This is a genomic window from Acinetobacter bereziniae, from assembly GCF_016576965.1.
Classification (GTDB): Bacteria; Pseudomonadota; Gammaproteobacteria; order Pseudomonadales; family Moraxellaceae; genus Acinetobacter; species Acinetobacter bereziniae.
On the sequence record NZ_CP066119.1, the window covers coordinates 2,224,203 to 2,238,434 of the forward strand.

Below are 14,232 nucleotides of genomic sequence, written 5' to 3' on the forward strand. Positions count from 1 at the left end.
CTTAATCAGATGGTTAGTTCTGGTTGTTTAAAAGCGTTCAGCGCTTGCTAAATTCCACATTCTAAAATAGAAATTTTCTTCATCTTTATCTTCACAACACAATAACTCACCATCTTTCATCCAAAAGTGCAATTGAGCATAATTCTTGATTTCACGGTCATTAATACGTTGCGCAAGATGATGTGCTTTAATTTCAGCTGGGTGTTGTAAGCCTGCTGCAGCAATCATTTCAGCCAGTGCTTTTAAGGTATTTTTTTGAAAGTTGAATACACGATCTGCTTTTGATGGAACATCAAGTGCTTTTTGACGTTCTTTATTTTGTGTTGCGACACCTACTGGGCATTGGTTGGTATGGCAGCTTTGAGCTTGGATACAGCCAACCGCAAACATAAAGCCTCGAGCGGAATTAACCCAATCTGCCCCCATTGCCATCGTACTTGCAATATCAAAAGCGCTGATAATCTTACCACTTGCCCCGATTTTAACTTGGGAGCGTAAACCTGCGCCGACGAGGGTATTGTGAACAAACAGTAGACCTTCACGCAAAGGTGTTCCCATATGATCAATTAACTCAATTGGAGCTGCACCTGTACCACCTTCTGAACCATCCACAACGATAAAGTCAGGTACAATTTTGGTTTGTAACATTGCTTTGACAATACTCATAAACTGCCAAGGCTGACCAATACATAGTTTAAATCCGACAGGCTTACCATTCGATAATTCACGTAATTGCTGAATAAAGTACATCATTTCAATCGGTGTACTAAATGCTGAATGCGACGCTGGTGAAACACAGTCAACATCCATTGAAACACCACGTATTTCAGCAATTTCCTTGGTAATTTTATCTTTTGGCAGGATTCCGCCATGACCCGGTTTTGCGCCTTGTGAAAGTTTAATTTCAATCATTTTGATTTGGGGCAAAGCAGCTTGTTGTTTAAATTTTTCAGGATCAAATTTACCATCAAGAGTACGGCAGCCAAAGTAACCACTGGCAATTTCCCAAACAATATCACCACCTGGTTTGAGGTGATAAGGGCTTAGACTTCCTTCACCAGTATCATGATAAAAGTTGCCTTTTTTTGCGCCTGTATTCAAAGCCAAAATAGCGTTAGCACTTAAACTCCCAAAGCTCATTGCAGAGATATTCATGATCGATGCGCTATAGGGTTGAGTGCATTGATCATTGCCGATACTGATTCTGAATGTATTAAAGTCAGCTGGAGTTTTAGGTGTCATCGAGTGAGTTAAGAAACGATAATCTTCTTGATATACATCAATAATTGAGCCAAAGGGTTTATCTGCATTTTCATTTTTGGCACGTTGATAAACAAGACTTCGTTGTGCTCTTGAAAAAGGCAGGGCATCATTATCAGACTCGATAAAGTATTGGCGGATTTCTGGGCGTATGTCTTCAAAGAAAAAGCGAAAATGTCCCATCAAAGGGTAATTTCTTAGAATAGAATGTTGTGTTTGAATAATATCTGCAAAACCTATTGCAGCAAGGATCGAGAAAACAACCCATGCTAAATTCAGAACGGTGTCTGAAAAGAAATAATAGATATAATGACCTTCATTAAAAAAAATAATCCAAGTTAAAAATAACGAGAGAAAAATACAAATAAACCAAACGGAATAACGGGAGAAAAATGTATTTAAAAGTTGATGTCGAATTGCTTGCGCAGGGCTTGCCATGTTGGAAATATCTCTTTCATTATCTGGTGTTAAGTTGCCTAAATTTACAAAAGAGCTCAAGTAACGATTTGTTAGACTTGAGAATGGTTCTAGATTAATACAGGAATGATTTCTTTTTTTGAAGATTTGAGGTACTTTGCCTATATTGTGTGTCGAATAATGTATCGAAAATAAAAAGGAATCGAAAATGTTTGAAGAGTTTCTGACAAAATTGTTAAACCCTAGTATCAGTTTTTTAGCCATTTATGTTTCTGTGATTGTTGTTATTGCTTATATCGGGCTATTGTTCCAGTTTTTTAAAATAAAGAACCTAAAGCAGGAAAACGAGACATTAAAGCATCAGTTAAGTTTTCAAGCTCACTCAAAAATCAGCTTAAGCAAAGATGAGGGAATTATTTCTTAAAATTATGTTGAAAGTAAATTGATTGAAATAAAGCCTGAATTTTCAAGCCTTATTTATAAGTTTTAATTATTTAGCTTTGAAATTTTGACAGTAATTATATGATCGATCTTACATCTGATGTAGAACAGGAATTATTAAAAGCAATGGACAACTATAAAGCCATTGCTGAAGTGCTTATTGATAAATTGATTACAGAAACTGACCAACCAGAAAAAGAAAAAATTAATGCAGGACACTATTACGAAATACAAGATGCTGATTTTTTAAATGGACAAAAAATGCTATCGGAAGATTGGTCTTTTTTTGTGCATGGTGAACACTGTATGTTTGAGAACTTAATAACAGGGCAAATTCTTGAAGTTTCGCTTGGAAACAAAGAAAGCATTGGTAATCTTGACCCATATTTCTTTTATAATTTTCTAAAGACAACAGTTGAATTCAACCACTTAACAAAATACTTCGTTCATCCCTTTAGGAGTACTTTAGATTTTTTTGAAAAACTTGAACGACAAAAAATATTGACAATGGGTTCCGGAGTTTATCGAAAACTATAAGTAAAAAAATAGGATGATAAAAGGACTTAAAGTCACAGTAAAGTGTTTATCTCTAGTGAGATGAAATGTTGAATTTTACTTTTGTAATAGCTATGAAAATTTATACTCTAATAGAACTGAAGTCACATACACTCAATGCTTCAATTAAGTTCTTAAACTTACTCAAATATCAGCTTAAGCAAGGATGAGGGAATTATTTCTTAAAATTATGCTGAAAGTAAATTGATAGAAATAAAGCCTGAATTTTCAGGCTTTATCTAAGCGTTGCATTGTTAGAGCTAGATTGCGAATTTTATTCATCAGTGGGAACAAGCATCAAGATAGATTCATTCAATAAACCTGCAATATCTTCTAAAATTTCTTGTTCAGATAATTGAGGATTTAATGCTACAGCGTGACCATCTGCAATCTGTTTTAAATATGGTGCAAATTCAATAGAGATACAGATGGATTCACCATTAGCCCAAAACAATAGTTGATTGTTTTGTTCAAGATAGATCAATCGTGAAGCAGGTTCGATTTGGAGTAAGTAACCTTGCTCAAGTACTTCTTCCAAATCGCCTGTACCAATCGCTTCCGCGTCTGGAATATTTTCAGGATATTTAGGTTCAGCCATTAAACTCATAATCGCGTCTTCTAATACATCAGATTGATTTAATTGAGCCAATAATTCTGCTTTTAAATAATCCAGTTCAGCTTGAGTCACTTGCCCAATTGGATTTGACTTATGCCTTAACACATCTAATAGTGGATTACGTAAACGTAGGTCTTCTACAAATTTATCACTTACACGATCCATCATGTCGGCAATATTTGGCATACGGAAACCAAAAGAGTAGGTGAGGCATTCGTCCTCTGCAACACCATAATGTGCTAAGCCTGGAGGTACGTAAAGCAAATCTCCGGGTGCTAAAACTTCATCAAAATTGATCTCTATATTTGGTAGCAACTTTAAAGGTTGTCCTTCGACAAACTCAGACTCAGCATCACACATTTGCCCCAACTGCCAACGTCGATGTCCAAAGCCTTGTACGAGAAAAACATCATAAAAGTCAAAATGCTGACCGACTGAACCACCTTTAGGTGCGTAAGAGACCATGATGTCATCACGGCGCCATTGAGGAATAAAAGAAAATTTCTTCCAAAGTTCTGCCAAGTCGAAAGAGTAGTGATCAACTGCTTGAACCAATAAGGTCCAAAGTTTAGGCATTTTTTGAAAATCACCTTTGATGAGAGGGGAGGTTTTTACTGACCATTGATTTGGGTCTTTGTCTTTTTGTTTGATTAGACGTGCAGTGATGTTTTCATCAAGTGCAAGCTCCATCACGTCATCAGGTACTAAAATATCAGCAATTTCAGGAAGTGCGTTGCGGACCAATAATGGTTTTTTTTGCCAATATTCTGTGAGAAATTGTTCAACAGTAATTCCACCAAGAACATCTAAAGGAAGTGACATGAAAATAGCCTAAGCAAATTTGAATCTATAATGTGCTATTGTCTTATGAGATGAAAGTCGGTGCAAGTATTTGTAATTTTATTCAAAATATATGGATATAAAATGAGAGTTATCCCTACTTTCCTAAAGTAAAAAGTCTGTTATCAGCTATGATTATAAAAAAACTACAATATCTTTGAAAAGCCTTTCGATTTAAAAGAAAGTTTTCAATTGGATTGATGGATATGGATTTGTTCTGATTTCTTATTATTTTGATCCAAAAAAGTAATAGCGCACAAAACGCTTCCAGTATTATGCGCATATCGGCAACTTATTATCAAAGGCAAGCAGGTGTCTTTGCCAGCTTGAGTAGTCGATGAAACACAAGCGAATGACCTATGCGAAGCTGAATTAAATCAAAAGATAGTAATAATTTCATCACAGCATTAATTAAGGTAATGCTAGTCCCAACTTTCTTAAAATTCTACATAGCTGAATCATGGGCATACCCATCAAGGTTGTTTGGTCTTGCCCAATCATTTGTTCAAACAAACTGATGCCTAGACTTTCACATTTAAAACTACCAGCACAATGTAAAGGTTGGTCGATTTCAATATACCGCTCAATTTCTGCAAGTATTAAATCACGAAATTTCACATGATAATGTTCGACCAAAGTATGTTCAAAGCCTGTAGCTAAGTGCTGAACACTTAAAGCAGTACTAAAAAAGACATTTTTACCAGAATTTGCTTGAAGTTGTTGAATTGCCTTATCTACGGCTAAGGGTTTTCCAATAAATTCTTGAGGGGCATTTTCACGCCATGCGACTTGATCTGACCCGATCACAATTGCATTGGGATGTGCCTTTGCAATGATTCTAGCTTTTTCAAAAGCCAAGCGTTTCGCCAGATCATCTGCATGAGATTCATTTTTTGGAGACTCGTCAATATCAGGTGAAATACAACGATACTCCAAGCCTAAACGATTCATTAAATCTTTACGGGTTTGACTGGAAGATGCCAAAATAATTTCAGAATGAGTCATGTTTCGTCTTATCAGCCCAGTTATACTGCGTATTCCATTAAAAGATCTAAAGGCACATACGCCAGAACAGCTTGATGGCATGCTTGTAGTTTCACTCGAGGCGCCATGTCATTTTGGTAAGCTTCAACCCAACGAGTCACACATAAGCACCAGAAATCTCCAGGTTGAAGTCCAGGAAAGCCGTGTTCAGGAAGAGGTGTAATTAAATCATTACCCACTTTTTGAGAAAAATTGAGAAATTCAGAGGTCATTTCAGCACATACGGTATGTTGACCTAAATCCGTTGTGGCTGTGTGACAAAAACCATTACGAAAATAACCTGTGATGGGTGAAAAGCAACAACTTGCTAAAGGCTCACCTAAAACATTTAAACCATTGATTTTAGGATCTGGATGAAAAGACATAAGCGTATAAAATTAAAAAGTTTGTCCTATAATAATCAAATCTCAACATTTCTACAGCTTTTCTACAAAAGTATCTAACCTTTTTTTGTGTAATCATTTAGAATCTACGCGATTTTTAATATCTATAAGAGAGCTATACATGAATTTTCAGCGTATGACTGACCTCGATTTAACAGGCAAGCGTGTACTTATTCGTGAAGACTTAAACGTACCTGTTAAAAATGGTGTGATTACCAGTGATGCACGTTTACGCGCTGCATTACCAACTATTAAATTAGCTCTTGAGAAAGGGGCTGCGGTAATGGTTTATTCTCACCTTGGTCGTCCAGTTGAAGGTGAACCAAAAGAAGAACAATCATTGGCTCCTGTAGCAGCTTATTTGACTGAGGCATTGAGTCAGGAAGTTAAATTATTTACAGAATATTTAGATGGTGTTGAGGTTGCAGCAGGTCAAGTTGTTTTACTTGAAAACTGTCGTTTCAATGTCGGTGAAAAGAAAAATAATGCTGATCTTGCAGCAAAATATGCGGCACTTTGCGATGTATTTGTCATGGATGCATTTGGTACTGCGCACCGTGCGGAAGCTTCAACTGAAGGTGTTGCTCGTTTAGCAAAAGTTGCAGCAGCAGGTCCATTACTTGCAGCAGAATTAGATGCTTTAGGTCGTGCACTTCAAACACCAGAAAAGCCAATGGTTGCAATTGTTGCAGGTTCAAAAGTTTCAACCAAGCTTGATGTTTTAACATCACTTTCAGACATTTGCGATCAATTGATTGTGGGTGGCGGAATTGCCAATACTTTCTTAGCCGCAGCGGGTTTCAATGTCGGCAAATCATTATGCGAAAATGATTTAATTGATACCGCTAAAGCAATCGCTGCTAAAGTATCCGTTCCACTTCCTACAGATGTTGTGGTTGCGGATGCTGCAGAAATCGATTTTGCAGACTTCTTAGGTTCATTGGCAAAAGCGAAAGCAGTGGTTAAAAAGGTTGAAGATGTTGCTGACAATGACATGATTTTAGATGTTGGTCCAGAAACAGCGCAAATGTTTGCAGAGATTTTAAAGACGTCGAAAACAATTCTTTGGAATGGTCCAGTTGGCGTTTTTGAAGTTGATCAATTTGGTGAAGGTACAAAGACACTTTCATTGGCAATTGCTGAATCGGCAGGATTCTCGATTGCAGGTGGTGGTGATACTTTAGCTGCAATTGATAAATATGAAGTTGCTGACAAAATTGGTTATATTTCAACAGGTGGTGGTGCATTCCTTGAGTTTGTTGAAGGAAAAACCCTTCCAGCAGTTGCAGTTTTGCTTGAGCGTGCATAATTGATATTTAAGCAATGATGACGTTTTTATGAAGGGCTGACCATGTGTCAGCCTTTTTTCATAAAGTTGATTCACTTTAAAGTAATAAAAATGAAATATAACTGCAATAAACTAAGATAAATCCAATCACCAACACTGGGAAATGTGATGAAATTAAAATTTGCACTTGTCGCTCTTATTCTTGCTCCTTTGGCACTTACAGCATGTTCTAAAAAAGAACAAGCGCCAGCTTCGGAACAAACTTCTACTTCTGAAGCTGTTGCAACTGAATCAGCAAATACGACTCCAGAACAACAAGCTGCGATTGATGCAATTGATCAACCTGTTTTGGATGAAAAAAATACTGATGTTCCTGCTGAGAAAGCCAATGCACCTGCTGATGCAGCAACTCCAGCGACAGAAGAAGAAGCGCCTAAAGCTCAATAATTTTTTTAAATGTTGTTATTTGTTAAAAGTCCTCGCAAACGCGGGGATTTTTTATGAAATAGTCAATATTGTTGCTGAATTGAAATAAATCAGCATGTAGAATATGGGGCATTACTTGGGAGGATATTATGGCTCTTATTTCATTGCGCCAACTCTTGGATCATGCCGGTGAGCATAGCTACGGTGTTCCAGCGTTTAATGTAAACAACTTAGAACAAATGCGCGCAATTATGTTAGCCGCTGACGAAACAAATTCGCCTGTAATCGTGCAAGCTTCTGCTGGTGCGCGTAAGTATGCAGGTGCACCGTTTTTACGTCATCTAATTCTAGCTGCGATCGAAGAGTGGCCGCATATTCCAGTGGTGATGCACCAAGATCATGGTACAAGCCCAGACGTTTGCCAACGCTCAATCCAACTAGGCTTTTCATCAGTGATGATGGATGGTTCATTGGGTGCTGATGGTAAAACACCAACCTCTTATGAATATAATGTCGATGTAACTCGCCGTACTGTTGAAATGGCACATGCTTGTGGTGTTTCGGTAGAAGGTGAAATTGGTTGTTTAGGCAGCCTTGAAACAGGTATGGCAGGCGAAGAAGATGGTGTGGGCGCTGAAGGCGTTCTTGATCATTCTCAATTGCTAACTTCTGTTGAAGAAGCTCGCCAATTTGTATCTGATACCAATGTTGATGCTTTAGCTATTGCTGTTGGTACTTCGCATGGTGCTTACAAATTTACACGTCCACCTACAGGCGACATCTTAGCGATTGATCGTATTAAAGAAATTCATGCAGCACTTCCAAATACTCACCTTGTTATGCATGGCTCAAGCTCTGTACCACAAGAGTGGTTGGCTGTGATTAACCAATATGGCGGCGACATCAAAGAAACTTATGGTGTTCCTGTTGAGCAATTAGTTGAAGCCATCAAACATGGTGTACGTAAAATCAATATTGATACAGATTTACGTTTAGCTTCTACAGGTGCAATGCGTCGTATGATGGCTGAAAAACCAAGTGAATTTGATCCACGTAAATTCTTTGGTGAAACTGTCGAAGCAATGAAACAAATTTGTGTAGATCGTTACACAGCATTTGGTACTGCGGGTAATGCAGACAAAATTCGCCCAATTTCTTTAGAAAAAATGGTTGATCGTTATAAATAATTTTTAAAAATGATTGAACATAGAAAGCCCACTCTAGTGTAGTGGGCTTTTTGCTGGCTAAATGTTAGACAACGTTATTCTGGGATAAATTTTTCGAAAATTTCTCCAACAAACTGATCGGATGAAACTCAATTATGGAAATCATATTTTCAGCAGCTTTATGTAGTGTGTTGGTCTCAATGCTTTTAAAATTTACCAAACAAAAAGGCTTTGATGCATTACAGATGATTGCTTGGAATTATGCGATTGCAAGTTTATTGAGTTATCTTTGGTTTAAGCCAGATTTGGTGCATATTTCAATTTCAAATACACCTTGGTGGTTGATTGTTGGGCTTGGGGTTGTATTACCGAGTATTTTCTTTTGTTTGTCTAAATCATTACAAAGTGCAGGAATACTGAGAACTGAAATCGCTCAGCGTTTATCGGTTGTTTTATCACTTTTGGCTGCATATTTTTTATTTCAAGAACAGTTCAACCAATTAAAAATAATCGGTATTGGTTTAGGGATTTTTGCAGTTTTATGTATTGTACTTTCACATTCGGATGCATCAAATCAATCTATTAATAAAAAGGGCATGCTTTACTTACTCAGTGTATGGGGAGGCTATGCCTTAGTTGATATTTTATTGAAATATACAACCAGTTTGGGGCTTCAATTTCCAGTCACACTCACCCTGATGTTTATCTGTTCTTTTGTCTTATCAATAGGCTATTTAGTACTTCAAAAGACACAATGGAAAATCCAAAATTTATGTGCAGGACTGGCGTTAGGCGTTTTAAATTTTGCCAATATTGCATTGTATGTCAAAGCTCATCTTTTACTCAAAGATTCTCCTGCAGTTGTTTTTGCTGGAATGAATATTTTGGTGGTCTTAATGGGGGTGATGGCAGGTTTGGTAATTTTTAAAGAAAAACTCAAAGTTGTTACAGCTTTAGGTTTAGTTTTGGGTTTACTCGGTGTGATTTGCCTAGCGTTGGCGATTTAGATTCTAAAATTAACCTGTGGCTTTAGCGTTTTAAATTTTCAAATTTTTAACGAATTGCGTTGTGGAATCATGGTCTAAAAAATAATCTCTTGCCTTCGTTTGAAAAGTTGTCATGAGAACTTCATATTTTGATCATAAAAGATTCAAAAATATAGCGGACAATCGGGGAGCTTCCTCTACATCGGTGTAACTGCTATGAATCAAGATATTTTTTCACCGCTTTATGCAGCCTTGCAAACACCGCATGTACAGCTGTTGCCCTTGCAGGTTGAGCACGAAAAGGCGCTAATCGAGGTATGTAAAGATGGAAAACTATGGCAGCTAGAATATACTTCGGTGCCACATTACACGCAGATTCAGACTTATATCGCTAAAGCGCTTGAGCAAAAGTCACAAGGTTTACGTGTTCCATTTGTAGTTTTAGATCAACATACACATCGTATCGTCGGTACAACCAGTTTTAGAGATTTTGTTTGGGATGTACGTCGGGTTGAGATTGGTTATACCTGGTATGCCCAATCTGCTCAACGTAGCCACATCAATACCAGTTGTAAATTTTTACTTCTTCAATATGCTTTTGAGACTTTGCACGCCAATTCAGTTGCCTTACGTACGGATATACGCAATGTAAAGAGTCAAAAAGCAATTGAACGATTGGGTGCTCAACGTGATGGTATTCTACGTCAAGATGCCCTAAGAAAAGATGGCTCTGTTCGAGATACGGTGATGTATAGTATTTTGAAAGAAGAGTGGCTTGAGATTAAACAGCATTTGACTCAATTATTATCTCGCTAGGCGATTGATAAAGTTACTATTTATTGAGCCACAAGTATGCTGTTTTATTTCTCTTTTTAACTACAATCGATATGTAAGCGATGTTGTTGGCAATGAAGGCATTGAAACAGATAACCTGTTAAATCACCATCGATCCTGAGGTGATCCTGGATAAGCTCTACTGGATAACCATTTTCTTCGATATCGGCTTGGACTTCTTCCCAAATCGGTTTAAGCATTTCACTATCTGCATAAGCGATAAACTGGCATGGCTCATTGCAGTGTACCAACCAAACTTCTTGTTGCCAACTATGATAACTTGGTGTTCGGGTACAGATTTCATTTAAAAATTCAGGATCGATTTTCGGGGATGCATCATCTGGGTTTGAAGAAACGCCTTCAATGCTACAGTAATCATTGTATTCACCATCATATTTTTGTGCTGCTGCACCATTGGCAATACACCACGGACAGATATAATCGGGTTCATCTACGCTATAGAAAGAACATACGTACTTTAAATCACGTTGTTCATTGCAAATCGAACAAATACCATTTTCTTTTTCAAACAGATTCAGTTTGTATGCATTGGAATGATATTTAAACTGGGGATAATTCATATTTTAATTCTTCTCGATCAATGTTTTAAGTAACGAGGCTAACAATAAAATTCTACACGAAAACTTTCGATAAGTTCAGGTGGGACTCGTGTTGTTTGTCCATTGGTTCGCATAAATAATTCACCTTTATAGTATAAAGGGCGATCGGACTTATTACATTTGAACACCAATATAGTTTTTCCTTGAATCTGTATTTCTTCCAAAGTCGTGTAAATATTTGAGATTTTATTGCTTTCATGGGCAAGTTTATCAATCAAACTTCTTTTCATTAAATCAAGTGAATCATTAAAATGTTCAGCAAGTTCCTGTTCAACCCCCACGATTTTTAGATCATCAGCTACCCCAATAAACACATAACCATTTCTTGTATTCATAAAGGCAAAACAGGCTTTCACCCATTTGTCAGATTTACGATTGGTGAGTAAATCTGTAGTGCGCTCTTTAAATTCGACCCTTTGATTTTCACCCAGTTGTATCAGATTCAAATAGAAGTCAGAGTGAGCAATCTGTTGATAATTTTTTAAAGTATTTTTAATTTTTTCTAATGATTTATAAGCCGTTACGGTTTCTAAATTATGAATATCTTGCCATTGATAAATCAGTTTGGTTTTTAGATCATTTGCAACTTTGGGGTTTGCAATATATTCAAAGCTCGCGCTAAGTTGCTGCAAAATGTCTCTATAAATGTCATGGCTTGAAACAGGTATAGAAATTTTATTGAAGGTATCTCTGATTTTTTCTAATTTTTTATGAACCTCAAAAGGATCCTGATAGAAACTCAAGTATTTTAATTCATTTAAAATGTGTTCATAAGGGCGATGAAATGAGCTTGGAAAAAGTTGTTTCGGCGGGGTATTAATATATTTTTCAATTAGTTGGAAATAATGTCTAAGTGTTGGATATTTTAAAGCTTGGTAAATGTTGATTTCAAATTTATCAGAAAATGGGGTAGTGGTGTAAGCCTGAAAAAACAACAAGGTTTGGATTTCTTTGTATTTATTGGGGTAGTCATGCCAATGAGTTTCTAGAAACTCATTGAAATTCTTAAACTTATTGGTGATATACATGTTCAAATCCATAGCAACACCTTTTATCCTCTATCATTTGGTGTTCGGTATTTACAACAAATATGTCATCAGACTATTTATATATACTTATATATAAGTGAAATGGGGCGGGAAATAAAGTGTAATGATTTAAATCGTATATTTAAAGTTGTTAGAAAATATAACAAATATTTCAATTTGATGAATAAACACTGAGTTTGAATTTAGAGATTCATTGGGTGATTTGCGGAATAGCCAAACTTGGGTCTTGAAGGAAAGCTTCTAAACGGGCTTTCAAGGATGTTGCACGCTCAGGGACAGAGGGAAGTGCAACTTCTGCTAAATCTTTTACCAGTTCCAAATCACCTGCAGCAGCAGAGACATAGCATAAAGTACACATTTCACTTGGATGTATAGGTTCTTTGATTGCCTGTGTTGCCTTTTTGATGAAATCTTCTGGCCATTGCGCCATTTTTCCAAAAAAAAGCTGACTTTGGCGATCCCATTCAGAAACTAAAAATTCAACCATTTGAATCGCATCTTGCTCTGATTGGGTATATGACCAATCACTATCATAGTCATTCACTAAACCAGAAATAATTGAACCACGCCATGCGCAGTCATAATCACGCATTTTTTCAAACTCTAAGCGTCTCCCCGTACAACCCATTACATATTCACCTAATGGAATAAGATGTATGCCTAGATTAATTTGAAAACAGTGTCTTTTTTTGAAATGCTGAATATCAACAATTCGAATCACTTCACCATCCACTTGCCAGAATACATCAGCTTTTTTAGTAAAGCCTTGTGCTTTTAAAAGTGGATAGAATTGATTACGTAATAGTAGCGAAATAAATTTTTTATCCATGTTAAATATCGCCCAAGTTTGGTTGAATATGTTAGAAAAAACTAAGTTTGGACAACATAACCAAACAACCCTATTAAGCTCCCATTGGCTGTTAAACCTAAGGCAAGCCTTGGTAATACACAACCCGTAATCACTGTTCCTTTGGGATAGTTTTTATCATCAATTTGCTCTAATAATGTTGCATCACCGATACGGATAAAGGCGGAGTCAATAAAATCTTGTTGTTGAGTAAACCAAGCTCGCATATTTTGCCAAGGTTCAAAATAACTTTCAGGTGATCCTTCACCATCTTGCTCAACTTCATTCCACCATATTGTATTCGTAGAGAATGGTTCTACCGTAATTGTTGCAAGCGGAAAAATCGTATTGGCAAATGCGTGTTGAATGAGCTCAGCGCTAATTGTCTTATTGCTTAAACCATTTGCATAGGCGATATAAAATGCTTGAAAATAATCACCAGAATTTGATCCCATGCCAACTTCTACATTTGCCATAATCTTGGTAATTTGAGTACTGAGCTTTTGGCACAACGCTAATTCGTTCTCATCAATTATGTGATTTAGACGTGTTGGATGTTTTGTAATCGTTCCATCATTATAGACTTGGGTAAAACGTGAAAGAATATTATTCGGCCATTCATCTTGGTCTGAACCCACATCATAGTTTTGTATGCATTCTGATAATATCGCTAATTTTTCTGGATCAAGCTCAAGTTTTATATTCATTATTTTCTCCTGATCGTGTTTTAATTGCTAATCATAAAGGCGATAGATACCACTAAAACGTTCACAACCTTTTTGTTGTGTGGAAACAGATAAAATCGCTTTTTGGAAGTTTAATGTGTATTTACAGTCGTGTTCGTTGTCTAAGATTTCATTCTTTTTTTCAGGGGTCGTATATGCCAGCAATGAAACGGTTTGAGCTTCTTTGCGATTATTAGGATTACGGTATGCAATCCCTTCAACTTTAATGCGATCCTTACTTAATTGGTGTATTTGCAAATGAATCGGTTGTTTTGCAATTTTTCCATGTTCATATTTAATAAAGTGCTGTGTAAGGCTTTGATTCATCGATGTGTAAAAGTTTAAATCTTCAAGGCGAATATCAAACTGTTGTTTGAGGCAATCTGAAGTTTTACATTGGCTTAAACGGTTAAGCCATAATTGATGGGTATCATTGACTAAGCGTACAGGCGCATCAGTAACCAGATAGGTAGTGAGGTAACTTTCATTAAGCTGACCACGAAGTTCTTTGTAGGGTGTACTACACAGTTTCTTTAATAAAGCAGAGTCTTCATGTTTGCAGTCAATCGGGAGTGCATAAACAGCAGACGTGCTGATACAGCTCAAAATGAGACCAGATAAAAGTGTTTTAATTTGATTAAATTCTGTATTCAACAGCATGATCGCTTATACTTTCACAATGTTTGCATACGTACTATAGCGAAAGAGAAAGTACGAATACAAGATTTTTACAAC

Annotated in this window: 16 protein-coding genes; 7 read left to right on the forward strand and 9 right to left on the reverse strand. The window is 36.6% G+C overall.

Annotation, left to right across the window (positions count from 1 at the left end; genetic code table 11):
• Positions 1–27 precede the first annotated feature (27 nt).
• Positions 28–1,698 carry an FMN-binding glutamate synthase family protein gene (locus I9192_RS10350; protein WP_004830921.1) on the reverse strand — a complete coding sequence of 557 codons (1,671 nt, stop codon included), beginning with the start codon at positions 1,696–1,698 and terminating at the stop codon, positions 28–30.
• A gap of 187 nt (positions 1,699–1,885) precedes the next feature.
• Between I9192_RS10350 and I9192_RS10355 the strand changes: the two genes are divergently transcribed.
• Both I9192_RS10355 and I9192_RS10360 read left to right on the forward strand, forming a co-directional pair.
• Positions 1,886–2,101 carry a hypothetical protein gene (locus I9192_RS10355; protein ID WP_004830920.1) on the forward strand — a complete coding sequence of 72 codons (216 nt, stop codon included), beginning with the start codon at positions 1,886–1,888 and terminating at the stop codon, positions 2,099–2,101.
• A 98-nt stretch (positions 2,102–2,199) separates the two neighbouring features.
• Complete coding sequence (locus I9192_RS10360; RefSeq protein WP_200150381.1) at positions 2,200–2,655, forward strand: DUF6896 domain-containing protein; 456 nt, start codon at positions 2,200–2,202, stop codon at positions 2,653–2,655.
• 292 nt (positions 2,656–2,947) lie between these two features.
• Here I9192_RS10360 and I9192_RS10365 read toward each other — a convergent pair whose 3' ends face one another.
• From I9192_RS10365 to I9192_RS10375, 3 genes are all read right to left on the reverse strand, one after another.
• Positions 2,948–4,111, reverse strand: a complete 1,164-nt coding sequence (locus tag I9192_RS10365) for a ribosomal protein uL16 3-hydroxylase (RefSeq protein ID WP_200150382.1) — start codon at positions 4,109–4,111, stop codon at positions 2,948–2,950.
• Between the two features lie 429 nt (positions 4,112–4,540).
• The gene (locus I9192_RS10370; protein WP_200150383.1) at positions 4,541–5,134 is read right to left on the reverse strand and encodes a Maf family protein; all 594 of its coding nucleotides are present in this window, start codon (positions 5,132–5,134) and stop codon (positions 4,541–4,543) included.
• 20 nt (positions 5,135–5,154) lie between these two features.
• On the reverse strand, positions 5,155–5,538 hold the full coding sequence (locus I9192_RS10375; protein ID WP_004720680.1) for a DUF2237 family protein: 384 nt from the start codon (positions 5,536–5,538) through the stop codon (positions 5,155–5,157).
• Between the two features lie 139 nt (positions 5,539–5,677).
• Here I9192_RS10375 and I9192_RS10380 point away from each other — a divergent pair, with 139 nt between their 5' ends.
• The 5 genes from I9192_RS10380 (at position 5,678) to I9192_RS10400 (ending at position 10,238) form a co-directional block, all read left to right on the forward strand.
• Positions 5,678–6,865, forward strand: a complete 1,188-nt coding sequence (locus I9192_RS10380) for a phosphoglycerate kinase (protein WP_200150384.1) — start codon at positions 5,678–5,680, stop codon at positions 6,863–6,865.
• Between the two features lie 147 nt (positions 6,866–7,012).
• Positions 7,013–7,291, forward strand: coding sequence for a hypothetical protein (locus I9192_RS10385; RefSeq protein ID WP_004830912.1), 279 nt, complete (start codon positions 7,013–7,015; stop codon positions 7,289–7,291).
• 128 nt (positions 7,292–7,419) lie between these two features.
• A complete protein-coding gene (fba, locus tag I9192_RS10390) occupies positions 7,420–8,457 on the forward strand; it encodes a class II fructose-bisphosphate aldolase (RefSeq protein ID WP_004830911.1) in 1,038 nt (345 codons plus the stop codon).
• Positions 8,458–8,591: 134 nt separating this feature from the next.
• The gene (locus tag I9192_RS10395; RefSeq protein ID WP_005029143.1) at positions 8,592–9,443 is read left to right on the forward strand and encodes an EamA family transporter; all 852 of its coding nucleotides are present in this window, start codon (positions 8,592–8,594) and stop codon (positions 9,441–9,443) included.
• Between the two features lie 195 nt (positions 9,444–9,638).
• Positions 9,639–10,238 carry a GNAT family N-acetyltransferase gene (locus I9192_RS10400; protein ID WP_005029141.1) on the forward strand — a complete coding sequence of 200 codons (600 nt, stop codon included), beginning with the start codon at positions 9,639–9,641 and terminating at the stop codon, positions 10,236–10,238.
• A 56-nt stretch (positions 10,239–10,294) separates the two neighbouring features.
• Here the strand turns inward: I9192_RS10400 and I9192_RS10405 are convergent, their stop codons facing one another.
• From I9192_RS10405 to I9192_RS10425, 5 genes are all read right to left on the reverse strand, one after another.
• A complete protein-coding gene (locus I9192_RS10405) occupies positions 10,295–10,837 on the reverse strand; it encodes a CbrC family protein (RefSeq protein ID WP_005029139.1) in 543 nt (180 codons plus the stop codon).
• A 38-nt stretch (positions 10,838–10,875) separates the two neighbouring features.
• A complete protein-coding gene (locus I9192_RS10410) occupies positions 10,876–11,916 on the reverse strand; it encodes an AlbA family DNA-binding domain-containing protein (protein ID WP_005029137.1) in 1,041 nt (346 codons plus the stop codon).
• 199 nt (positions 11,917–12,115) lie between these two features.
• A complete protein-coding gene (locus I9192_RS10415; RefSeq protein ID WP_005029136.1) occupies positions 12,116–12,754 on the reverse strand; it encodes a DUF4304 domain-containing protein in 639 nt (212 codons plus the stop codon).
• Between the two features lie 41 nt (positions 12,755–12,795).
• On the reverse strand, positions 12,796–13,479 hold the full coding sequence (locus I9192_RS10420) for a hypothetical protein (protein WP_005029133.1): 684 nt from the start codon (positions 13,477–13,479) through the stop codon (positions 12,796–12,798).
• A 27-nt stretch (positions 13,480–13,506) separates the two neighbouring features.
• The gene (locus I9192_RS10425) at positions 13,507–14,157 is read right to left on the reverse strand and encodes an A1S_1983 family putative colistin resistance protein (RefSeq protein WP_005029131.1); all 651 of its coding nucleotides are present in this window, start codon (positions 14,155–14,157) and stop codon (positions 13,507–13,509) included.
• Between the last annotated feature and the right edge of the window lie 75 nt (positions 14,158–14,232).